The 20,857-nt window shown below is 69.0% G+C and carries 22 protein-coding genes; 11 read left to right on the forward strand and 11 right to left on the reverse strand.

The features are described from left to right. Nucleotides 1–161: 161 nt before the first annotated feature. Entirely contained in the window at nt 162–4,637 is a 4,476-nt protein-coding gene (locus tag ACZ67Q_RS24340) for an FtsK/SpoIIIE domain-containing protein (RefSeq protein WP_471185685.1), read from the forward strand. Nucleotides 4,638–4,714: 77 nt separating this feature from the next. Here the strand turns inward: ACZ67Q_RS24340 and ACZ67Q_RS24345 are convergent, their stop codons facing one another. After that, nucleotides 4,715–4,975 (reverse strand): WXG100 family type VII secretion target, encoded by a 261-nt coding sequence (locus ACZ67Q_RS24345; protein WP_471185688.1) that lies wholly within the window; start codon nt 4,973–4,975, stop codon nt 4,715–4,717. A 207-nt stretch (nt 4,976–5,182) separates the two neighbouring features. Here ACZ67Q_RS24345 and ACZ67Q_RS24350 point away from each other — a divergent pair, with 207 nt between their 5' ends. From ACZ67Q_RS24350 to ACZ67Q_RS24370, 5 genes are all read left to right on the forward strand, one after another. Next, nucleotides 5,183–5,443: a WXG100 family type VII secretion target gene (locus tag ACZ67Q_RS24350; protein ID WP_471185691.1), complete on the forward strand. Its 261-nt coding sequence runs from the start codon at nt 5,183–5,185 to the stop codon at nt 5,441–5,443. Nucleotides 5,444–5,478: 35 nt separating this feature from the next. Next, nucleotides 5,479–6,318: a hypothetical protein gene (locus ACZ67Q_RS24355; RefSeq protein WP_471185692.1), complete on the forward strand. Its 840-nt coding sequence runs from the start codon at nt 5,479–5,481 to the stop codon at nt 6,316–6,318. A gap of 33 nt (nt 6,319–6,351) precedes the next feature. Further along, on the forward strand, nt 6,352–6,972 hold the full coding sequence (locus tag ACZ67Q_RS24360) for a hypothetical protein (RefSeq protein ID WP_471185694.1): 621 nt from the start codon (nt 6,352–6,354) through the stop codon (nt 6,970–6,972). Between the two features lie 79 nt (nt 6,973–7,051). After that, a complete protein-coding gene (locus ACZ67Q_RS24365) occupies nt 7,052–7,810 on the forward strand; it encodes a hypothetical protein (RefSeq protein ID WP_471185696.1) in 759 nt (252 codons plus the stop codon). A 200-nt stretch (nt 7,811–8,010) separates the two neighbouring features. After that, nucleotides 8,011–8,382, forward strand: coding sequence for a hypothetical protein (locus ACZ67Q_RS24370; protein WP_471185699.1), 372 nt, complete (start codon nt 8,011–8,013; stop codon nt 8,380–8,382). 147 nt (nt 8,383–8,529) lie between these two features. Here ACZ67Q_RS24370 and ACZ67Q_RS24375 read toward each other — a convergent pair whose 3' ends face one another. The 7 genes from ACZ67Q_RS24375 to ACZ67Q_RS24405 all read right to left on the reverse strand — a co-directional run bounded on the left by ACZ67Q_RS24375 (nt 8,530) and on the right by ACZ67Q_RS24405 (nt 14,141). Further along, a complete protein-coding gene (locus ACZ67Q_RS24375) occupies nt 8,530–9,966 on the reverse strand; it encodes a PE-PGRS family protein (protein ID WP_471186147.1) in 1,437 nt (478 codons plus the stop codon). A gap of 123 nt (nt 9,967–10,089) precedes the next feature. Beyond that, the gene (locus ACZ67Q_RS24380) at nt 10,090–10,770 is read right to left on the reverse strand and encodes a hypothetical protein (protein WP_471185701.1); all 681 of its coding nucleotides are present in this window, start codon (nt 10,768–10,770) and stop codon (nt 10,090–10,092) included. 78 nt (nt 10,771–10,848) lie between these two features. Further along, nucleotides 10,849–11,613 carry a hypothetical protein gene (locus tag ACZ67Q_RS24385; protein WP_471185703.1) on the reverse strand — a complete coding sequence of 255 codons (765 nt, stop codon included), beginning with the start codon at nt 11,611–11,613 and terminating at the stop codon, nt 10,849–10,851. After that, a complete protein-coding gene (locus ACZ67Q_RS24390; RefSeq protein ID WP_471185705.1) occupies nt 11,594–11,902 on the reverse strand; it encodes a hypothetical protein in 309 nt (102 codons plus the stop codon). Before ACZ67Q_RS24390 ends, ACZ67Q_RS24385 begins: the two co-directional genes overlap by 20 nt. A gap of 10 nt (nt 11,903–11,912) precedes the next feature. Continuing rightward, complete coding sequence (locus tag ACZ67Q_RS24395) at nt 11,913–13,403, reverse strand: C2 family cysteine protease (RefSeq protein WP_471185707.1); 1,491 nt, start codon at nt 13,401–13,403, stop codon at nt 11,913–11,915. Further along, entirely contained in the window at nt 13,403–13,756 is a 354-nt protein-coding gene (locus ACZ67Q_RS24400) for a hypothetical protein (protein ID WP_471185710.1), read from the reverse strand. Before ACZ67Q_RS24400 ends, ACZ67Q_RS24395 begins: the two co-directional genes overlap by 1 nt. A 238-nt stretch (nt 13,757–13,994) precedes the next feature. After that, nucleotides 13,995–14,141 (reverse strand): hypothetical protein, encoded by a 147-nt coding sequence (locus ACZ67Q_RS24405; protein ID WP_471185712.1) that lies wholly within the window; start codon nt 14,139–14,141, stop codon nt 13,995–13,997. Nucleotides 14,142–14,622: 481 nt separating this feature from the next. On the opposite strand from ACZ67Q_RS24405, the gene ACZ67Q_RS24410 reads away from it, so the two are divergent. The 4 genes from ACZ67Q_RS24410 to ACZ67Q_RS24425 all read left to right on the forward strand — a co-directional run bounded on the left by ACZ67Q_RS24410 (nt 14,623) and on the right by ACZ67Q_RS24425 (nt 17,619). Beyond that, the gene (locus ACZ67Q_RS24410; RefSeq protein WP_471185715.1) at nt 14,623–14,808 is read left to right on the forward strand and encodes a hypothetical protein; all 186 of its coding nucleotides are present in this window, start codon (nt 14,623–14,625) and stop codon (nt 14,806–14,808) included. A gap of 31 nt (nt 14,809–14,839) precedes the next feature. After that, a complete protein-coding gene (locus ACZ67Q_RS24415; protein WP_471185718.1) occupies nt 14,840–15,661 on the forward strand; it encodes a hypothetical protein in 822 nt (273 codons plus the stop codon). Nucleotides 15,662–15,772: 111 nt separating this feature from the next. Continuing rightward, a complete protein-coding gene (locus tag ACZ67Q_RS24420; RefSeq protein WP_471185720.1) occupies nt 15,773–17,011 on the forward strand; it encodes a mucin-2 in 1,239 nt (412 codons plus the stop codon). 17 nt (nt 17,012–17,028) lie between these two features. Beyond that, nucleotides 17,029–17,619 carry a hypothetical protein gene (locus ACZ67Q_RS24425; RefSeq protein WP_471185723.1) on the forward strand — a complete coding sequence of 197 codons (591 nt, stop codon included), beginning with the start codon at nt 17,029–17,031 and terminating at the stop codon, nt 17,617–17,619. 3 nt (nt 17,620–17,622) lie between these two features. Here ACZ67Q_RS24425 and ACZ67Q_RS24430 read toward each other — a convergent pair whose 3' ends face one another. From ACZ67Q_RS24430 to ACZ67Q_RS24440, 3 genes are read right to left on the reverse strand one after another with little or no spacing between them, the layout of a single operon-like run. Beyond that, the gene (locus ACZ67Q_RS24430) at nt 17,623–17,970 is read right to left on the reverse strand and encodes a hypothetical protein (protein WP_471185725.1); all 348 of its coding nucleotides are present in this window, start codon (nt 17,968–17,970) and stop codon (nt 17,623–17,625) included. Beyond that, nucleotides 17,967–18,311 (reverse strand): hypothetical protein, encoded by a 345-nt coding sequence (locus ACZ67Q_RS24435; protein WP_471185728.1) that lies wholly within the window; start codon nt 18,309–18,311, stop codon nt 17,967–17,969. The genes ACZ67Q_RS24430 and ACZ67Q_RS24435 overlap by 4 nt, the downstream gene beginning before the upstream one ends. A gap of 17 nt (nt 18,312–18,328) precedes the next feature. Then, nucleotides 18,329–20,488, reverse strand: coding sequence for an alpha/beta hydrolase (locus tag ACZ67Q_RS24440; protein ID WP_471185731.1), 2,160 nt, complete (start codon nt 20,486–20,488; stop codon nt 18,329–18,331). A 111-nt stretch (nt 20,489–20,599) separates the two neighbouring features. Here ACZ67Q_RS24440 and ACZ67Q_RS24445 point away from each other — a divergent pair, with 111 nt between their 5' ends. Then, the gene (locus ACZ67Q_RS24445) at nt 20,600–20,845 is read left to right on the forward strand and encodes a hypothetical protein (protein WP_471185734.1); all 246 of its coding nucleotides are present in this window, start codon (nt 20,600–20,602) and stop codon (nt 20,843–20,845) included. Nucleotides 20,846–20,857: the final 12 nt, after the last annotated feature.

The raw sequence follows: 20,857 nt of genomic DNA on the forward strand, positions 1-20,857 counted from the left end.
TCACTACTGTGTCTGCGATAGCGAACGACGAGGACCCCACCACATCGCTTCCCCGGCGCGCAGCGCATCGCGACGGGGATGACGGCGTGCGGGGACCGGCAACCGGCTCGTGACGGTGGAGACGGACGCGGCCCCAGGGGCCGACGGGGAGGATGACGACCATGCAGACGCTGGTCACGGTCGTGCGTGAGGGCGGTGAGCCGCAGGACGTCGTTGTCGTCACGGATGACACGGCCACGGCCGGCGACGTCGCCGAGGCACTGTCGACGGCCACCGGCGCGACCGTCATGGCGCACGGCGGCACGGCCGGCAACGTGGTGCCCCTGCACCCGGCGCCGACGGCAGGCATGCCGGGTTACGGGACAGCGGTGGCCGCGGCGCCGGTGCTGTGGGCCGACGGGGTGCCGTGCGATCCGGCGGTGCCCGCGACCACCGTGCTGCGCGACGGCATGCGGGTCTCGGTGGACGACTCCATAGGGCCGCTGCTGCGCAAGGGTGAGCCGGTCGGGCAGTACGAACTGCGGGTGGCCGGCGGTCCGGGTTCGGGCCGCGTGGTCCGGCTCGGCGTCGGAGCAGCCACCGTCGGCGCGGCCCCGACCTGCTCGCTGCCTCTGCCGGACGCCTCGCTGCCGCAGGTCGCACTGCGCCTCACCATCGATCTGCAGGGCAACGTCACGCTCGCGCCGGAGGGCGAGGCGCAGGTCCGGCTCGACGACGAGACGGTGACCGGGCAGACCGCGTGGCCGCTCGGCGGCGTCGTACGGGTCGGTGACTCGCTGCTGGTCCTGGACCGGGTGGTCGAACCGGACGCGCATCTGTCCCCGATGAGCGAGGGCGGCCTCGCCTACAACCGGCCGCCGCGGCTCTCCCCGCTGCGCCCCCGCCGCCGGCTGGTCGTGCCGGTGCCGCCCACCAAGGGCGAGCGGGCCCGGTTCCAGTTCATCATGGCGTTCATGCCCCTGCTGTTCGGCGTGGGCATGTACTTCCTCACCAAGCAGATCTACATGCTGCTGTTCTGTCTGATGAGCCCGATGATGATGCTGGGCCAGTGGCTCAGCGAGAACCGTGAGGGCAAGAAGAAGCACAAGACCTCCCTCAGGCAGTACAAGAAGGACCTCGCCGAGCACGAGGCCGAACTGGCCGTCGTCGCCAAGGACGAGCAGCGTGCCCGCCGTGAGGACAGCCCCGACCCGGCCGAGATCCTGCTCTTCGCGACCGGCCCGCGCCGCCGCCTGTGGGAGCGCCGGCTGACCGACCCGGACGCCATGCAGCTGCGCGTCGGCGTGGGCGGCCTGCCGTCAGACGTCGAACTGGTCCTCGGCCGCGGCGGTTCGGGCTACGACGAGGACCGCCCGGAGCCGCCCCTGCTGACGGATGTGCCCGTCACCCTGCCCTTCAGCCGGCTCGGGGTGGTCGGTGTCGCCGGTGACCGGGCGCGCGCGATGGCCACCGCCCGCTGGCTGAGCGTGCAGGCCGCGGTGCTGCACAGCCCCCGGGACCTGTCCTTCGTCTCGCTCGCCGCCACCCCCACCGCCGGTGCCGAGTGGCACTGGGTGCACTGGCTGCCGCACACCAACCCCGACCAGGGGCAGGACTGCATCGCCCTGGTCGGCTTCGACTCCGAGGGCATCACCCGCCGGGTGAACGAGCTGCTGAACGAGCTGGCCCGGCGCAAGGCGGCCCGCGAGCAGAACAACATGACCGGCCAGCTGTACCCGGACCCCACCATCCTGCTGGTCCTCGACGGCGCCCGCCTGCTGCGCCGTGTCCCCGGCGTTCCCCAACTCCTCACCGAGGGACCCCAGTACGGCATCCTCGCCCTGTGCATCGACGAGGACGAGCGTCTGCTGCCCGAGGAGTGCAAGGCGGTCGTCGCCTGGTCGCCGGACGCCGCCCACCACGTCCGGGTCCGCGGCTACGGCCTGGAGTCCGCCGGCGAGGTGCTCGCCGACCAGGTCAGCTACGAGTGGTGCGAGCTGCTCGCCCGCTCCCTCGCACCCGTGCGTGACGTCAGCCGGGACGACGCCGACGCGGCCCTGCCCACATCGGCGCGGCTGCTGAACCTGCTCGACATGCCCAATCCGACGGGCGTCGACGTGGAGCGCATCTGGCAGGCGGGCGGCTCGACGACGTCCGCGCCGATCGGTGTCGCCGCCGACGGCCCGTTCGTGCTCGACATCCGCCGGGACGGTCCGCACGCCCTGGTCGCGGGTACCACCGGTGCAGGTAAGTCCGAGCTGCTCCAGACGATCATCGCCTCGCTGGCGGTGGCCAACCGCCCGGACGCGCTGAACTACGTCCTCATCGACTACAAGGGCGGCAGCGCCTTCATGGACTGCGCCCGGCTGCCGCACACCGTCGGCATGGTCAGCGACCTCGACGCCCACCTCACCGAGCGGGCTCTGGCCTCCCTGGCGGCCGAACTGCACCGCCGCGAGCGGATCCTGTTCGACGCGGCCGCCAAGGACATCGAGGACTACAACGACACCCGCAAGCTCCGCCCGGAGCTGGAGCCGATGCCCCGGCTGGTGCTGGTGATCGACGAGTTCGCGTCCCTGGTCGCCGAACTCCCGGACTTCATCGCCGGTCTGGTCGACATCGCCCGACGGGGCCGCTCCCTGGGCGTGCACCTGATCCTGGCCACGCAGCGCCCGGCGGGTGTGGTCAGCGCCGACATCCGCGCCAACACCAACCTGCGGATCGCGCTGCGGGTGACGGACGCCTCCGAGTCGATGGACGTCATCGACGCCCCTGACTCGGGCGCGATCGCCAAGTCCACGCCCGGCCGCATGTACGTCCGCTCGGGCGCCCAGTCCCTGGTGGGTGTGCAGTCCGCCCGTATCGGTGGCCGTCGCCCGGCGACCGGTCAGACCGGCCCGAAGGCGACTCTGACGGCGCTGGCCTGGAACTCCTACGCCCGCCCGCTGCCCAGGCGGCAGGAGGCCGAGGACGACGGCACGATGGTGACCGACCTGGCCGTCCTGGTGGACGCGGTGCGCGAGGGGTCCGAGCGGATGGGCTTCGGCAAGCAGCGCAGCCCGTGGCTGGAGCCGCTGGCCGAGCAGGTCACGCTGGACCAGCTCGCCGCGTACGGCGACGCCCCGCAGACCGGCGCGGATGTCGCGCCGATCCCGTACGGCCTGGTCGACCTGCCCGCCCACCAGAGCCGCAAGCCGCTCTCGCTGGATCTGGTGCACGGCGAGCACACCCTGCTGCTCGGCGGTGCCCGCTCCGGCCGCTCCACCGCGCTGCGCACGCTGGCCGGCTCGCTCGCCCGCTCCACGTCCCCGCACGAGGTGCACGTCTACGGCATCGACTGCGGGTCCAACGCCCTGCTGCCGCTGATGCGGCTGCCGCACGTCGGCGCGATCGTCACGCGTGACGAGCCGGACCGGGTGCGCCGCCTGATCGAGCGCCTGCTGGCCGAGATCGCGCGCCGCCAGCAGTTGCTGGCGATGGAGGGCGCGTCCAGCGCGGCCGAACAGCGCGCGGGCGCCACCCCGGAGGAGCGACTGCCATGGATGGTGCTGCTGCTGGACAGCTGGGAGGGCTTCGCGTCGACCTTCGAGAGCTACAACTACGGCCAGTTGCTCGAGTTGGCCCAGCGAATCTTCCGTGAAGGTTCGGCGGTCGGTCTGAAGGTGGTCATGACGGCCGACCGCAGCGGCCTGAGCGGCCATGTCTCCTCGGCGTTCGCCGACCGCCTGGTGATGCGTTTCGCCGACCCGAACGACTACTCCACGGCTGGTCTGCAGGCCCGCGAGGTCCCGAAGAACATGCCTCCCGGCCGTGCCCTGCGCATCACCGACACGGGTGTCGACGAGACGCAGATCGGGCTGCTCGCCGAGGACCCGGCGGGTCAGGCGCAGGTCCGTGCGCTGCGCGAGATCGCCGAGGAGGCGCGGAGCCGTTACGGCCGTATCCCGGCGGGCCGACGCCCGCTGCGGGTGGACGCGCTGCCGACCCGGATCACGGCTTCGGAAGCGCTGGCGCTGGACCCGGAGTTCGCCCCGTCGTCCCCGCTCTGGGCGCTGATCGGCGTCGGCGGAGACGAACTGCACCCCGTCGGTATCGACCTGGAGGAGAACGGTCCCGGCTTCGTCATCGCGGGCCCGCCGAAGTCCGGCCGCTCCACGATCCTGCTGGCCGCCACCGAGTCGTTGCTGCGCTCCGGCACGCCGGTCGTCCTGGTCACCCCGCGCCGCTCGCCGCTGCGCGATCTGGAGGGCCGGGACGGGGTGCTCGGCGTGCTGAACGCCGACAGCCGCGAGGACGACCTCGAGGAGCTGGTGGCCAAGGCCCCGAACGGCTCGTACGTCGTCATCGCCGACGACGCCGAACTCCTCTACGACACGCGCCTGGACGAGGCGTTGGAGACGGTCGTGCGCAAGGGCGCCGACGGCGGTATCGGTCTCATCGCGGCCGGCTCGACGGACAGCCTGTCGGGCCAGTACCGCGGCTTCGCGGTCGAGGCGCGCAAGTCCCGCAACGGCCTGCTGCTGACGCCCCAGGCCCCGTCCGAGGGCGAGCTGTTCGGCATCCGCCTCCCCGCCAACAGCGGCGGCGGCCCGGCCGGCAGCGGCATCTTCATCGCGGGCGGCACGTACATGCCGGTACAGGGCGCGATGAACGGCTGACGCCGACCGGTCCCGGTACGTCTGCGGGCCCCCGCTCCGAGGAGCGGGGGCCCGCAGTGTCGCTCGACCGCCTGGGATCAGGTGGCGCGCTCGATGTTGTCGGCGCTGGTGTTGGCGGACTTGCTGGCGTCGTTCAGCGTGTCGACCCACTTCTCGAAGGTCGGCTTCACGTCATGCCAGTCGTCGCGGAACCGGTCGGCCTTCGGGCCCTTCCAGTAACCCGTGCTGTCCGAGGTCGACGACTCCAGGTCCTTGATGAGGGCCTGCAGGTCGTGCGCCTTGCGCGCATACAGCTTGGACAAGTCCCGGAGCCGCCCGAGATCTGCACCGCGATCCATAGCGATCCTCCCCGTGTAGTTCTGAAAGCAAAAGCGGACTACCCGTTTGCAACAGGGGACGCTACCGCACCATCCGTAGTTCCCGTCCAGCTCTGCTGGAGATCGGAACATCCTGTGAACGAACAGTGTGGACGGGCTGGGGGCCAAACCGGGCGCGATGTGATACGTCGGTATGCTGAGGCTGTTGAAACACCGGGGGAGACTGCTATGGCAAATCCTGACATTCAGGAACTCAACCACCGCGCCGGACAGTTGAGGGCACTCGCCGACCACATCGACTCGATCGTCGACGCCGCGAAGAACCACAGCACCACCGGAATGAAGACCTGGTCGGGTCCGAACGCGGACGAGGTTCGGGGCAAGTTGAAGACGTGGCACACCACCTGCGCGTCCGTCGCCAAGACGCTGCGTGACGAGGCCCACCAGTGCACTCAGGACGCCAAGGACCTGCAGGACAAGAAGAAGTAGCCGGAGCATCCGCTCCCCGAGAGGAACCACGACCCGTGCCTTCGTACGACAGCTCCCGCGCCCGTTTCCGGTTCGCCGACCGGCACATCGCCGTGTTCGCGCACCTCCTGGACGGCGAGACACCACCCGAGGAACTGTGGGAGTCGCTGGTCGAGCTGCAACGCATCGGTCTGGTGGGCGAGGAGGGCGAACTGGCGCCCCTGCTGCGCGACCTGCTGGGTGCGCTCGCCGACCCGATGCTGCTGGTCCAGATCGAGGTCACCGGCGAGCACGGCCCGGTCAATCACGGTGTGGTCGTCGGCCAGGAGGCGGTGTTCTCGCACGACGGCTGGCCGGGCGAGGAGGAGTCCGAGTACGTCTCCATCGAGCCGAACACGCTGGTCTGGGAGCTGGCCCGCAAGGTCAACCTGCACCGCGGCGACAAGCCGGAGGAGGGGGCCGAAGAGGTCCGCCTCGCTACGACGATGGCGGCGCTGGACGCGGCGTTCGTCGCCCTGGAGGAGCCCGGCGCCGACGACGACGCGGCGCGGGAGAACGTCCGCAAGGCCCTCGTGGAGGCGGACCCCGCCCTGCGGGACCCGGACCTCGGCCGCTTCCTGGAACTGGTCGTCTCGCTGAACGCGACCTGGCGCATCACGACGGCCTGGGACGGCCGGCACGAGGGTCAGGAGTCCACGATGATCCGCGCCCTCGCGGTCTGGGACTGCGGCCCCCTCGGCTACTGGATCCGCGAACAGCCCGAAGAGCCCATCATGCCGGGCCAGGTGGGCCCCGACACGGCCCTGGTCCTGGCGAAGTCCACGGCCGCCAAGGTCTGGGAGAAGATCACCGACCTCCTGCCGGACAAGGAAGAGCTGAACATCGAGGGCGAGTGAGAGCGCAAGCCGTCTGCACCGAGAACGCACCGCATGAGGAACGTAGACCCTGACGGACTGGACCACCTTGCGACGCTGCTCGACGGCAGGGGAGGTGTGCAGCACAAGCTCGACGAGGCTTTCATCCGGGCATCCCCGCTGGGCGTAGGCGAGAAGCTGAGCGCGTTGAGACCGATGCGCTCGTGGGTGTCGGACACGGCTCCGGATCTGCGCAAACGAGCTGCTGTCGCCCGACTTGAGGACGGTGATCCGCAGGCGGGCGTTCGATGGGCCGGGTTCGGAGTCAAGGACATCGTCAAGGCAGGCCTGATCTACAAGGCCCCGGATGTCCTGCTCTTGGTCAACGCGATGGCGGTCGGCGGAGACGCGAAGGACGATACGTTCTTCCGGCGCCAGGCCGGGGAGAATCTCGACGACTGGGTCGACCGTCTGAGAGCCCATGCGCTGGCGTCGGTCCCCGCACTCAAGCCGTACGAACACCAGATCAAGGAATTCCTGGGCACCTACGGCGATATCCGGTCTTTCGTCGGTCACGGTGGCAGCGCTGCCTTCCATGGCGCCAATCTCACTCGCATCCTGGTCGGCAACTCCCTCACGCAGGGCGCTCTGCGGGCGCGCAAGGCCCAGTTCGCCGGGGTGGCTGCAACGACTTGAGGGTCACTCTCCCCGGGTTCCGGGAAAGGTCGCCGAGTGGGCTGTAAAACTCGACGAGTGGAATCCGCCGGTCAAGTCGTTGTCGGCGCCGGGCACCTGGCTGCCGAGCAGGTTGGCGGGCCTTCTCTCCGGAAACGCGGTTTACCACGACGCCAGCCGGGTTCCACTCCTGCGCAACTACCTGCTGACGCGGGCGGGTGATCTGTACGACGCGGGCCGGATGAGTCCCCTGCTGAGGACCAAGTTGGCCTTCGGCCTCAGCGCGAACCAAATGATCGACGGGCTGGTGGGCTCGGACAAACTGGCTGCGATGTACGGCGGGCTCACCCACTCCGGGCAACCGGTGAGCAGGGCAGCCAACGCGAGTTACTGGAAGGTCGGCAAGAACGTCTTCAAAGACGCTCGCCTCCTGGGCAAAGGCCGTCTGGCCGCCGCCGGGGAAGGGCTCAAGGTCGCCGGGAAGATGGGCGGAGTCCTGCGCGGTCTCGGGATCGCCGGTGGCCTGTACTCGACGGCGTACAGCGGGCTCAACCTGGCGGTGCAGGGCAGGCCGTGGAGTCACTTCAAGAACAGGGCCCAAGGCGCGAAGTACGGCTCCGACGCTGCCGAGTTCATGTTCAACGCCTCGCTCACCGCCGCGACCGTCGCACCCAACCCCTTCACCATCGGAGCCGTCGCCGTCTCAGGTGCGGTGTACGCGGGCGCCAAGGTGGTGGAGCATTGGGACGGGATCAAGAAGGGTGCCGGGGAAGCAGCCGACTGGGTTGGCAAGAAGACACAGGACTTGGGGAAAAGCATCGCCAAGTCCAAGGTAAATCCGATGAACTGGTTTCAGTAGGGCACATGGACAGCTTTGAATTCGAACTCAAGCCAGAACTCGACGGGCCGATGCGCCGCGGTTACCGCGGGGAGGCGGGCCCCTTCGGCTCCGTGCGTGTCTTCCGGCCTCGTGCCCAGCCGGGCGAGGCGCCAATGCGCCAGGCAGTGCTCTCAGGCGACAGGTTCCCCGCGGCGGTCTTCAGCGGTGGAAACGGGAATGTGCCGTCCCTGGACAGTGGTCTGCTCACGATCGACGGGGAGGTCGTCGATCTGCAGCTGAAGGTAGGGCGTCCGCAAGGGCTCCCGGTGGCTCGAACTCGGGCATCAGGGCCGCCGTACACCTACACCTCCGCCGGCTCGGGCCGACTCAAGCGCGACGGCGTCGACATCACCATCGGCAAGGGCCGGTACATTCCCGATCTCGGGGCCGCCCGTCTCGTCACGGTCGACGGCGACACCGACGCGACGGACCTGTCCATCGCCCTCGTTTTCGAAGAGGTCGACCGGGCTGTCCTCACCACGAGTGGCGCTCTGCTCGCCATCCCCATGAACGTCCTCTTCGGCCGCCACCGCGACGAGGGCACCCTCTGACCGGCAAAGCAGCCCACTGGGAGAACGCCCTGGCCGAGCGCGGTGAGCGACACGACACCGGGTCGTCGATACCAGTTCAGCGCAAGCACGGTGAGGCGTTCAGCCGGTACGGGCGGCTGCGTCGGCGCCGCCGCCCGTAGCCGACGTTCAGAACCAGTTCATCGGATTGGCCTTCGACTTGGCGATGCTCTTCCCCAGGTCCTTGGCCTTGTTGCCGGCCCAGTCGACGGCCTTGCCGGCGCCTTCCTTGATGTCGTCCCAGTGTTGGACGATCTTGGCGCCGCCGTAGACGATGCCCGTCCCGACGGCCAGACCGATGGTGACCGGGTTCGGGGCGACCATGGCCGCCGTCAGCGACGCGTTGAAGCCGACTTCGGCCACGTCGGCGACGTAGGCCGCGCCCTTCTTCTTGAACGCGTCGACCGGATTTCCCTGCGAGATGACGTTGGCGGCGCTGAAGGCCGTCGAGGCCACTCCGCCGACGATGCCGGCCCCGCGCAGGAATCCGGCGGTCTTGGCGGCGGCGCCGAGCCCCGTACGCAGCGCACCCGCGCCGCGCGCGGCATCGGTGACCTCGGCGACGGAGTTGGCGAACCGCTGGCTGTTGGCCGCCTTGGTGAACACCTTCACCAGGCTCGCGTTGCCCGCACGGGCGACGGCCTGGCCGGAGTGCGTGAAGCCGCCGTACATCTTGGCGACGTCGTCGGAACCGACCAGGAAGTCGATGACGCCGTTGGCCCGCAGGGTGTTCATCAACGGTGTGGCGCGAGCCCAGTTGTAACCCTGGCCGATGAGGTCGCCGCGCAGACCGCTGGTGAGCGGGATGCGGGAGAGGTTCTGGTAGGCGGTGCTGCGCCCGAAAAGGTTGCCGAGCTGACCGGGAAGCCAGCTCCCCGGGGCACTCAGAGAGCGGATCTTCGGCGACCACTTGATGAGACCGTTGCCGGCGGAGCGTATGAGTCCGCTCTTGGAGCCGCGCAGGACCACACCCAGCCGGGTCTTCCAGACGCGCAGCGCACCGGCCTTGAAGGAGTTGCCGAGCAGGACCTTGGTGAGCGAGGTGCCCTGGATCGTGACGACGGCGGTCGCGGCGGTCACGGAACCCCAGTCGCCGTAGAGACCGATCATGGAGGCGATCGTCTCCTCGTGCGGCTGAAGGCCCGGGATCTGGGAGATGGCGTGGGCCTCGAGCCGCTGGATCCAGTCAGCCAGGGACTCGTCGGGCTGCCGCTTGAATTTGTAGGCGGTCGGGTCGTCGCTGGCGGCGACCGAGTTCGCCAGGAGCAGGGCGTCGGGACCGAGACCCTCGCCCTTGTACTTCTCGATGTCCTTGGGGCTGAAGCCGGCCCACAGGAGGCCGGCCTGCGGGTCACCGCTTTCCAGGCGGGCGAAGATCGCGCGCTTGCGCAGGTCGGGAGCGGTGTCCGTGACCCAGCTGCGCAGGGGCTTGAGGGAGGCCACTTTGCTGGAGACGCCGAGGCGGGACGCTCTGGTGAACGCCTCGTCCAGCTTGTCCTGCACGCCACCGCGGCCGTCGAGCAGCTTCGCGAGCTGGTCGAGATCGTCCGGATTGACGTTCCTCATCCCCATGATTCATCCCCCATTGCCTGCGTCCTCGGAGTCTGTTGCCGAGGGCCGAATCGGTTTCATGCTGCGGAGGGCACTGCCGGTGCCGTGCGCGGACCTGCCCCCCTTACCGCCGTGGACTCACCCGGTCCGCAGCAGCGCGTAGGCGAAGACCAGGCGCCGGTCCAGCCAGGCCGCCCGGACCAGGAACCGGCGATCGCCCGCCGACGTCAGGACGAGCTCCCCGTCCGACTTCCACTCCAGGGGCCGCGACCTGCCCGATTGGTCACCGCCTTCGGCCCCCATGTCGGCCACTGCCTGTACGACGCCGATCAGAAGCTTGCCGGCGCCGCGCTGGACCATTTCCTTGCGGCCTCCGGAGACCCACTCCGCGCTGCTCACGATCTCGGCGTGCCCCGGCTGGTCGATGCGCCACGTCGGCTTGAGTGCGTGCTTGAGGGGTGGGATGCGCCGGACGGTGCCGATCACCCGGCCCTGGCCGTCGCGGACGGCGTGGTGGCGCTCACCGTTCACCTCCTGTGGTTCGTCGACGGAGCAGAGCAGCCGCTGTCCCTGCGCGTCCTCGTACAGGCGCAGGTCGGTCGCCTGCGCCGGTGACTGCGGAGGGAAGAAGGCGCAGGGCGCGTTGACCCGCTGGGCGCCGCCGCCGTGGGGGACGCGGAAGGCGCGCAGGCCGAGCACGGCGTGCTTGCGCTGCGCGCCCGCCGGCCGTTCCTCGTCGCTGATGGTGAATTCCCACGCGTCGGTCCAAGGGACAGCGGGGACGGGGGGCTCGTCGACGTGTTTGTTCTTGCCGAACACCAGGGCCTCTCCAGGTCGCTGCGGGGACTGGTCCGACCATAGCCGCAGTCGCTCGGGCCCGGGCCCGAGCGACCGGGGCTATGCGCTCGTCCGCGTCAGCCGTACCGCCTTCTCCGTCAGCTGGGACACGGTGAACTGCACTCCCGCGAACTCCACCGGGTCACCCACGCGGGCGTCCTTGTAGTTGGCCACGGGGAGCGCCGCGCAGACTCCGCTGAAGCCCGCGACTCCGGTGTCCGTGTCGATGTAGGAGACCCGGATCGACAGACCGGTGGGGAAACTCCACACGCCGCCGTTGCGGAGCACGGAGAGGGTCTGGCCGCGGGGCGGGAAACCCTTGCTCGCCGCGGCCAGGACGGACGCATTGCCGGTGAAGCACAGGCCGTTGTCCGCCTCGCCCCCGACGGGCTTCAGCGAGGGGGGTGCCGCGACGGCCGCCGCCTTGTCCTTCGCGTCCGCCGGTTCGAGGACCACGCGGTAGGAGCAGATCTGGGAGACCGTGAAGGCGTGTCCCGCGGCTGTGATCCGCTGCCCGGTGCGTACGGTCTGCTGCCGCTGGCCCGCCTGGTACTTCGCGCCGTCGCGCAGGACGGCCGTACGGGTCGTGCCGTCGGCGTCCGCGGCGGCGTACTGCACACCCCCGCCGCCGGGGAGACGGAAGCCTCCGCCGCGCAGGACGTGCAGCCCGTCCGCCGGCGCCCGACCCACGCACTCCGGGCCCTTGTCCGCGGCCGGCGCAGCCGTCGGCTGCTCGTGACCGCCCTCGCCGGAGCTGCCGCATCCCGCCAGCGCCAGCAGCGCCACGACACCCACGGCGGTGTGGCTACCGACCCGCCTGAACACCACTGTCCTCCTCGCCGCCGCCTTGCACGCGCTCCAGTACGACACGCGTACGGTAGTCGACCTCCGCGACCCGCCAGCTGTCGCCGGTGATCTCCACGACGTCCCCGGGGGTGAGGTCGTCGTAGGCCGCGACGAGGCGGCCCTCGCAGCTGACCTTGATCTGACCGTGCACCGACGGCTGCGCGAAGATGCTCGCCACGACCCGGTGCTGCCGTCCTTCATGCTCGACGGTGTAGGGCCGGTGATAGCGCAGCGGCCAGCGCCCGGCGACCTCGAAGGGATATTTCACATGCGGTCGGTCAGGGAGCATCGAACGCCTCGGGGCCTTGGAAGTACTTGTTGAACTGGTCCTGCGACACGGTGATGGGCGGGTAGCTGGAGCCCCAGGGGTTGCCGAGGATGATCTTGCCGTCGTCGGTGAAGCCGCGGACGTAGTAGGCGTGGTTGGTGCAGTAGGACGGTTCCCACTCGGGCGGGTGGTTCTTCTCCAGGCTCTCGTCGTCCGGCGTGGAGACGGTGACGACCTTGCCGGAGTCGAAGGCCTTCTTCAGTGAGCCGATGTTCTTGTCGTCGTGCTCGCCCATGCCCAGGAAGCCGCCGGTGGTGAGGTCCTCGCCCTCCTTGCCGGTGAGGTAGGGGGAGGACTTCTTCGGGTCGTCGCCCTCGATGCCGCCGTAGCCGCGCTCGCCGTCGCCGTCGTCCGAGTAGACCATCGCGAAGGCCTTCTCGTAGTACGCCGGCCAGGACTCACCGTTGCCGTACGTGCTGATCGGGTTGCCGTTCTGGTCCGTCGGCAGATCGGCGGTCATGGTGACCCACTGGTAGTTGCCGGACTTGTCCCAGACGCGGACGCTGACCGTGCCGTTGGGGTTCTGCTTGATGCCGTCCTGGACGAACTTCGGATCCTTCTGGGCCAGGCCGGCCAGCGAGGCGACGTACCAGCAGTCGCCGAACTGGTGCTGGTTGACGTCGTCGGCGGAGACGCCGTCCTTGAACAGCGGATCGCTCGGGGTCGCCCAGTGGATGCCGCTGTTGCTCTGACCGTTCTGGTTGTTGCCGCCGTCCTCGTACGCCCCGGTGTTGGTGAAGGTCGGCTGCATGCCGGGGAAGGCGGCCTGGAACTTCGGCACGTTCTCGGGGCTGATCTTCGCCAGCATCCGGCTGAGGGTGTCCCGGCGCCGGTCCTCCGGCAGGCCGTTCTCGTCGAACGGGTTCCACATGGAGTCGTCGGTGTTCGTCAGCAGCTGGTTGTAGAAGGCGAGGTCCTTCGGGGAGGCCTTCGTCACCAGTGCGTCGAGTTCGGCGGCGGTCAGTCCGTCGAGCTCACCGGAGATCTTCTCCAGGTCGTCCCGGTTGCCGTTGGTGCCGAAGTCCTTGCCCTGCAGCTCCTGCAGGTGGCGCAGCGCGTCGTCGATCTTCTTCGGGTCGGGTGGCTGCTCGTCGAGGAAGAGGGTGGCGTCGCCGACCGGGTAGCCACGCTGCTCCAGCTCCTGCAGCCCTTCGAGCTGCTTGATACGGCGCTTCATCGACGCCTGCATGTCGCCCAGCTCACCGCTGAGCGCACCCGGCAGCCGCCCGCGTCCGAAGAACGAGGGCATCGGTACGACATCGCCGACCAGGTCCTGCAGATCCGGGTTGCGGGAGGCGGTCTGGCCGGGCGGCAGGTTCTGCTGAGCCGTGGTGAGGAGCATGGCGAGACGGGAGTGCAGCTTGCCGGAGTTCCGGGCGAGCGCGTCCAGGTCGTTCGCGAGCGTGGTCAGCTTGCCGGCGTCGAATCCGCGGAAGGCCATCAGTTGCCGCCCGTTCCGGCCTTGGCCTTGTCCTTCTCCTTGGCCTGCCGGTCCAGTTCGTCCGCCTGGCTCTCCCAGCGGGCGGCGTCCGCGAGCAGGGAGGTGCCCATCCCGTTCAGCGTGGTCTGCCGCTGCTTCAGCTTGCCGGTGCAGTCGTCGGCGAAGGGGCCCTGCCAGATCGCGCCCTCGTCGCCACCGGTACGGAAGGCGGCGGCGCGCGGGCTGGCCCGCTTCACGACGTCGTCCAGATACGGACCGAGCTGCCGTGCCAGCGATCGTGCCTCGCGCGCGCACGTCCGCAGCTGCTCGGCCTTCTTCTTCAACTCGGCGCCGTCGTCGGCGGTCGGGCCCACGTCTGTCTTCCTCCCCGTCGGCTGCTGATCGTCGCTGTGTGATCAGCAGCACTGCTGGGGCAGCATATGAGGGCCGCGCGAAGGCCCCCTCACCGGCATCGGATATCTCCCCGACCGGACACAGGGCCGCCACAAAAACTCCGCGGACCTCTCACGCGGCGCGACGGACGTACCGGGGTCCCGTCATCGGGCCTCACGAGTCGGATTTGAGGGAAGTCGGGTGGTGAGTGCGCGGCCTCTACTCGTATCCACCGTTGCGCGGGTGCGGGCGCATGAGCGCGAACGGTGCGGTGACGAGGGCTCCGCCCACGGAGAGCGCGGAGGTGTCGACCACATCGAAGAGCACGGCGAGCGCGAGATCCACGGCGTCTGCCGGGCCCGCCACGGTGACGGTCCGCAGAGATCTGTCCCGGGGCGAATCGGGCGAGCCGGGTACGACAGTGATCTCCGCACTGTCACGGATGAGCCGACCCCCCTTGCCCAGTCCCAGCGACGTGTACGAGCAGGTCGTTATCGCGTGGGCCGCCGACCCCCCGGGTAGCGCGTGGGCCCCGAGATGTGCGGGCTGGTCCTTGGGGTGGTCCATTCATTCTCATTGCCCTCCCTTTACGATGGCTGCTCGCGTCGAGTGCCGCGTGGGTGTGCGTCATCGGGGCGGCTGTGTGCGGCGGCGGTGGCGAGAGGAAGGCATCAGGCGCATGAGCGGTGTCCGGTTCGAGCTGCAGCGTGCCGCTGTATGCGGCAGCGGGGACCGGGGAGAGAACCACTCGTGGGGCGCGCCCTGCGCATCCAGGCCAAGGGCCGGTCGTACGTGCATGCAGCCGGGCGGCACATGCGGGCACGACCTCTCGCGCACGGGTGCTTCGGTGGAAATGCGGCGTTGGAGCCGACGCAACCCCCACACCATCTCCGGCAGCTGCCGGGGCCAGGCGGACGCCCTCGACATCGGTATCGCGGCCGTACTCGAAGGCGTGTACACGCGCAATCGGACGACGGCCGGGGCGCTGGTGTCGCTGCCCGGCCGGTTCATCAATCGGTTCAACGATCTCTGATCACATCTGATCTCAGGGGGACAGAAGAAGGATGCCTTCCATAGATGTGGCCCGCCGCCGGGTGCGGCTGTCCGACGCGCACCTCAGTGTGCTGGGGCTGCTGGTGGACGAGGGGCAACTGCCGGACGAACTGGCGCAGGCACGCCACGAGTTGCGCGAGGCCGCGCTCCTCGACGCCGACGACAAGATCTCGGCCGACCTCTACCCGCTCGTCGCGACGCTGATGGAGCCGCGGGTCATCGTCCGCGCCGAGATGACCGGCCCGCAGGGCAGCACCCGGAGCGGCGCCGTCATCGGGGACGACTTCCTCTTCACACACGAGAACTGGCCCGGTGACGCCGAGTCCGAGTACGTCCCCGCCGAGCCCGAGACGCTGGTGTGGGCGCTGGCCAGGATGGTGGACCTGCACCGTGACGTCACCGACGAGGCGGACTCGGACGAGGTGATCGACTCCACCATGGGTACGTTCGACGACGTCGTCGGGCGTATGGAAGCGGGGCAGCACGACGACCCGCGGGCCGTGGCCGAGGCCGCCGGAGCGCCCGTACGACTGGCCGAGGTGCTCGCCGAGCTGAACTGCATGTGGCGGATGACCGCGGTGTGGCGAGCCGCGGGGGACGATCCCGAGGACCCGCAGGGAGCAGTGCGCGCGCTCGCGGTCTGGGACTGCGGTGTGGAGGGCTACTGGCTGCGTGAGCTGCCCGCGGAACCGGTCGTCGACGGTCAGGTCGACGCGAACAGCGCGCTGCGGGTGCGCCGGATCACGGCGAAGGAGCTGTGGCAGCGGATCGCCGATGTGCTCCCCGGCGCCACCGAACTCGCCGTTCCGGCGGCATCGACGACGGCTTCCTGAGCCCAGCCCAGCCCAGCCCAGCCGGGACGCGGGCACGTCGCCCGAACCACCCTGCCGCTCCGCGGCACCCAGTCTGTGCGCCCGGCGCAGTACACCATCAACGGGGAAACGATGACGGACACTTCCAAGCGCATGGCCAATCCGGAGGACATGGAGCAACTGGCCACGCTGCTCGACGGCCGCGGCAGTATGCGCGACAAGCTGGAGGAGGCCTTCACCCGCGCGTCCCACCTGGGGGTGAGCGGCAAGTTGAGCCCACTGAAGCCGGTTCTGAGCTGGACCAACGACACCGCGCCCGACCTGCGCCGGCGCGCGGCGATCCTGCGGGCGGAGAACGGTGACCCGCTCGCCGCGGCGCTGTACGCAGGGTTCAAGCCGGAGGATCTCCAGGGCGGTGCCCTGCCGCCGGAGGCCATGCTGATCGCGAACGCGTCCGTGGCCAACGGGGACAAGTTCGACAGCGCCTGGCTGAAGCGCAAGCCGGGTGAGACCTACCAGGACTGGCTGCAGCGGATCCCGGGCGACGCGGTGGCCAAGGTGACCGGCAACGAGAACCTCGGTGAGGTGGTCGGGGACTACATCAACCTGACCGCGCTCGTCTCGACCGTGCCCGGGGCGTTCAAGATGGCCGCCACCGGCACGCTCAACCTGATGAAGTACTTCAAGAAGGGAACCTTCCTCAAGGCGCCCGGTACGACGCTTGCGCAGATCCTCAAGGGACGCGCGCCCTCCTACATACCGGGGAGGATCGCACGGCTCGGGGCGCAGATCGGGTCGCGCACCCCGTCGGTGATCCTCGACGTGCTCACCGGCAAGGACAGTTACGCGGCGCTGGCCGGCAAGCAGTACGCCTGGGAGGCGAGCCTGCTCAAGGTGGGCAAGAACGCGGCCGCTCTCGGCAGGGCGACCGGAGCGGGCCGTATGGGGGCGTTCGCGGCCGGGGCGGGGGCGGCCGCCCGTACGGCCGGTTTCTGGCGCGTGGCCGGGATCGGCGGCAGCGCGGCGGCGACCGTCGTCGGTGCCTTCGACGTGTGGCAGGAAGGCGACCCGGTCGCGGCGTTCAAGCGCGACAAAGCCGGCTACGTCTCCAAGGTCTCCGGCGTGGCATTCAACGCCTCCCTCACCGCCGCCATGATCGCGCCCAACCCGGTGACGATCGGAGCGGCCGTGGTCACGGGCGCCGTCTACGGTGTCTCCAGCATCATCGACAACTGGGACACGGTGAAGAAGTTCCCCGGCAAGGTCGCCGACGCCGGAGCCTGGGCCGGCAAGAAGATCGGTGAGGGGGCCGGGAAGCTGGCGGACGGCGCGAAGAGCCTCGGCAAATCCATCGGCAAGCTCTTCGGCTAGGACAGGGTGAGAAGTACATGAGCGCGTTCTCCTTCGAGCTCCAGCGGTTCACCAACACGGTGACCTCCCGGGAACAGCACCACGTGACCTTCTGGCGCGGAGCCGTCGGCAGACTGGGCCCGGTGGAGCTGGTCGTCCCCGCCCTGGAGGCGGTCCCCGTCACCGACCGCACGATCCGCATGGGCGCGATGGTGACCGGCGAGAGCATCCCGGTGTCCGTCTTCACCGGGCTGCCCTACGCCGGGCGGCCCCGGCTGGCGAGGGGACGGCTCAGCGTCGCCGGCCAGGACGCCACGTTCACCCGCAAGACGCTGCGGACCAGCCGGAGCGGGCGCGCGCTGACGATCTGGGCCGTGGGCCGGCAGTACCGGTACGCGGAGGCCGGCAACCGCCGCCATCACGTTCTGGAGCGCTCCGAGTCCAGGATCGTCATGGACCGCTCCCGCGCGCGAGACCCCGAGCGCATTTGCGGTACGGCGCACGGGTCCGCGGACTCCGTCGACCTCAGCCTCGCCATCCTGTTCGAGGGCGTGTACACGCGCAACCTGTCGCTGCGCGGCGCCCTGATCTCGGGCCCCGGGCGTTTGATGGACCGGCTGGGCGACTAGGGATCAGGCGTCCACCGTCCCGGTGAACGTCAGGCCCTGGTTCGCGGCGTAGAACCGGCCGCTCGCCACGCCGGGTTTGATGACCCGGGCCGAGCGGTCGTCGCTGTCCGTGGCTTCCGGGAAGATCCGCCAGCCGCGCTGGGCGAGATGGCCTGTGCCGAGCTTGAGCAGGCGGTCGTTGGACCGGGTCTCGTCCGGGTCCCAGCCGGCGACACGGATCGAGGGGGCGGGCGGCGGGCCCAACTCGTCGTCCGGGTACACCGCCCTGTCGGTCGCGGCCTTGATCGCCGCGCGGATCTCGGCGGCGACGGCCTGCTGGATTTCTCCGATGCCCTGCTGGTCGTCCGTCATGCGTTCTCCACCAGACCGTGGAAGGAAACGGCGGCCTTCTGCGCCGAGAAGGCGCCGCCGCCGAGCCCGTCCTTGGCGGCGTGGAAGGTGGCCTCGGATTCCGACTCCGCCTCGGTGCGCATACGTTCGTCGACCGCCCAGCCGGTGGCCCGCAACCGGGAGACGAGCGCGTCGGCCAGTTCGCTCCCCGACCGGGAGTCCGAGGCGTCGAACGCGGTGAGGGCGACGGCGTCCGCCGCGATGACGGACGGCAGATCCATGACCGTCGCGCCCGGCAGGACGGTCCGGATGACCGAAGTGACTTCTTCGGTCAGGGATGTGCGGTTGTTCTGTTCGGGCACGGTGACTCCCCCTGGTTCTAGAAGACGAAATTGACGACGGAGTCGACGACGTCGCCGCCCTTGCTGAGTGCCTTCTTCCCGGTGTCCAGACCGCTGGCGAGCATATCCCCGCCCTTGTCCACGGTCTGGTCGAAGGCGTCTCCCACGGAGTTGACGATCTCGGCGCCACCGCGGGCGAAGGACTCCCCGGTCGACTGGAAGGACTTGGCGATGTCCTGCCCGTTCTTGAACGCGTGGGAGGGGTTCACCAACGTGTCTCCGAGACCGCTCACGAGGTGTCCGCCGGTGTCCAGGGCACTGCCCGCCATGTCGGTTCCAGCGGTGAAGACGCGGCCGGCGTCCCTGCCGAGACCGCTGGCCAAGGCGGAGGCGTCGGCGGAGATCTTGCCCGCGCCGTCCCCGAGAATGCCGAACAACTGGCGGGTGTTGTTCTGCAGGCGGTCGAACTCCAGCACCTTGACGACAGGCCAAGTGACGACGTCCAGCGTGGCCTTGGAGGCGCCGGCCGCGGTGGCGGCGGCGGACGCGGCCACCCAGTCGGGGGCGCCGTGATCCTTGGCGGCCTTGTAGGCCTGCTTGTACGCGAGCCGGGACGCGAGCGTCGAGATCTCGCCCATCAGCTCGTCCGGCTTCACGCGGTCGAGCATGTTGTATTTGTTGAGAACCGCGTTGAGGGGGAGCGCTATATCGGTGAAACTGCTCCTGCCGTTGAGCAGGCCCTGCACGATGGGGTCGAGGTCCGCGCCCATCTTGTTGACGACCTCGGGCGGCACCTTCTTGTGGAGGAAGCCGACCAGATCGCGTAGCTCTGAGGCGCCGGGCATCTCCTGGTCGAGGGTGGTGTGTTCGAAGGTCAGTGCTTTCGCGCCGCCGAAGAAGATGCCTCGCATGTTCTTGAGGGCTTCGGTGCCTTCCTTGTAGTACTGGGAATGGCCGGTGGAACCGTTCGTCTCGAGCCGGGTGATGTCCTTGAAGTCGGCCGGATCGTCACCGTGCCCCTGCGTGTAGGAGACGAAGTCCTGCGGGGCACGCATGGCGTAGAACTTGGTGTTCGGCATGTGGAAGTCGGCGACCGAGTGGATGTTGGGGCCCAGCCCGGGACTTCCCATGAACGTGACGTTGTCGATGTTGGTGAGCCCGTTCTGCAGGGCTTTGCTCGTGACGAGGGTCCCGTAACTGTGCGCGAAAATACTCGTCTTCGCGTCCGGCTTCAGGTTCACCGCAATGCCCTGGCGGAAGGCGTTCAGCTGCCGTCCGCCGACCTCCGCCTTTTCGGGGTTTACGGAGTCGCCGAGCTCCGGCGTGTCATAGCCGAGCCAGCTGACCACGGCGGTGTCCGGCTGTTCGAAGCCTTTCGTGTTCGTCGTCAGTGCATAGCCGCCGGAAGAGAAACCGTTGAAGTTGTCGAGACGGTTGGTGATGCCGGGAACGCGGAACGCCACGTTCGTGGCGGTTTCCAGGTCGCCTACGACCTCCGCGACCCGGCCGTCGGGGTAGGGCGAAGCCTTCGGGTCCGCTGTCGAACCGAACTTCGCATCGAAAACAAGGAACTGGCGCGGGACTTCGGCCTCTGTCGCTCTGTTGGTCTGGGGATCGACGAACTTCTTCACCCGAGGGCTGAGGAAGGTGCGGAGCGTCTCCACGCGGTCCTTGGTCCGCTTGTAGGCGGGATCGTTCTCCGCCATGTTATTGAGGCGCCCGGATTCTTCCTGGAATTCATGCTGAATCGAAATCCGATTGGCGGCGAACCGCACATTGACGGGAACGCCGTCCAGATTTCCCACGAGGCCCGGATTGGTTACTGCGAGCGCTGCCTGCTGTTCCGGCGAGAGCGTGCCGAAGTAGTCCTTGACGGCCTGGGCCTGCTCTTTCGGTGTGCCGCCCCGGTGGGCTGCGATGACGGCCTTGAGTCCCGACTCGAACTCTTTCCCGGCGCCCGGTTTGCGGGCGAGGGAAGTCGGCAGACCGAATGCGGAGATGGAATCGAAAGGGGACTCGGCAGGCGCTCTGAGGATATGGGCTCGCCTGCGCAGATCGGCGGCTGTTTCAGCTAACCAGGTGGCGATCGCGGGCAGGCCGGACAGGTCTCCGGTGACACCCAGAGTGGAGGCGCGCAACTTCAGCTGGGGTATCTCTCCTGCCTTGCTGTCCAAGGACTTCGCAAGCCGGTCGAGCATCTCTGGATCCGCATAAACTAACGCCATGTCTAGTACGCTGTCCCATCGATAGGCTGGAGCCGGGAATCGGAACCGGCACCGGTGAATGTGTGGAGAAAGCGGGGGATTTTCGTGGGAGCACAGGAAGACGCAGGAAAGATCCGGCAGCTGGCCGAGGATGTGCGCAAGTTGCTCGACCAGCCGATCGAGATCGCTGAGGACAGGCGCGCCAAAGCTGATGAGCGCTGGGCGGGGCCCACGGCGGAGAAGGTGCGGGGCGAGCTACAGATCAGGAAGGGGCGGTTGGGCTCGATGGCCGACGCACTGGAGAAGTCGGCGACCCAGCGGGGCAAGGAGAGTGACGGCGGCGGGAACTGATCGCTCTTGTGC

The organism is Streptomyces sp. NPDC036813 (genome assembly GCF_055609245.1).

Coding starts and splice junctions, on each gene's coding strand:
- ACZ67Q_RS24340 (WP_471185685.1), top strand. CDS start 162: ATGCAGACGCTGGTCACGGTCGTGCGTGAGGGCGGTGAGCCGCAGGAC.
- ACZ67Q_RS24345 (WP_471185688.1), bottom strand. CDS start 4,975: ATGGATCGCGGTGCAGATCTCGGGCGGCTCCGGGACTTGTCCAAGCTG.
- ACZ67Q_RS24350 (WP_471185691.1), top strand. CDS start 5,183: ATGGCAAATCCTGACATTCAGGAACTCAACCACCGCGCCGGACAGTTG.
- ACZ67Q_RS24360 (WP_471185694.1), top strand. CDS start 6,352: ATGAGGAACGTAGACCCTGACGGACTGGACCACCTTGCGACGCTGCTC.
- ACZ67Q_RS24375 (WP_471186147.1), bottom strand. CDS start 9,966: ATGAGGAACGTCAATCCGGACGATCTCGACCAGCTCGCGAAGCTGCTC.
- ACZ67Q_RS24395 (WP_471185707.1), bottom strand. CDS start 13,403: ATGGCCTTCCGCGGATTCGACGCCGGCAAGCTGACCACGCTCGCGAAC.
- ACZ67Q_RS24415 (WP_471185718.1), top strand. CDS start 14,840: ATGCCTTCCATAGATGTGGCCCGCCGCCGGGTGCGGCTGTCCGACGCG.
- ACZ67Q_RS24420 (WP_471185720.1), top strand. CDS start 15,773: ATGACGGACACTTCCAAGCGCATGGCCAATCCGGAGGACATGGAGCAA.
- ACZ67Q_RS24425 (WP_471185723.1), top strand. CDS start 17,029: ATGAGCGCGTTCTCCTTCGAGCTCCAGCGGTTCACCAACACGGTGACC.
- ACZ67Q_RS24430 (WP_471185725.1), bottom strand. CDS start 17,970: ATGACGGACGACCAGCAGGGCATCGGAGAAATCCAGCAGGCCGTCGCC.
- ACZ67Q_RS24440 (WP_471185731.1), bottom strand. CDS start 20,488: ATGCTCGACCGGCTTGCGAAGTCCTTGGACAGCAAGGCAGGAGAGATA.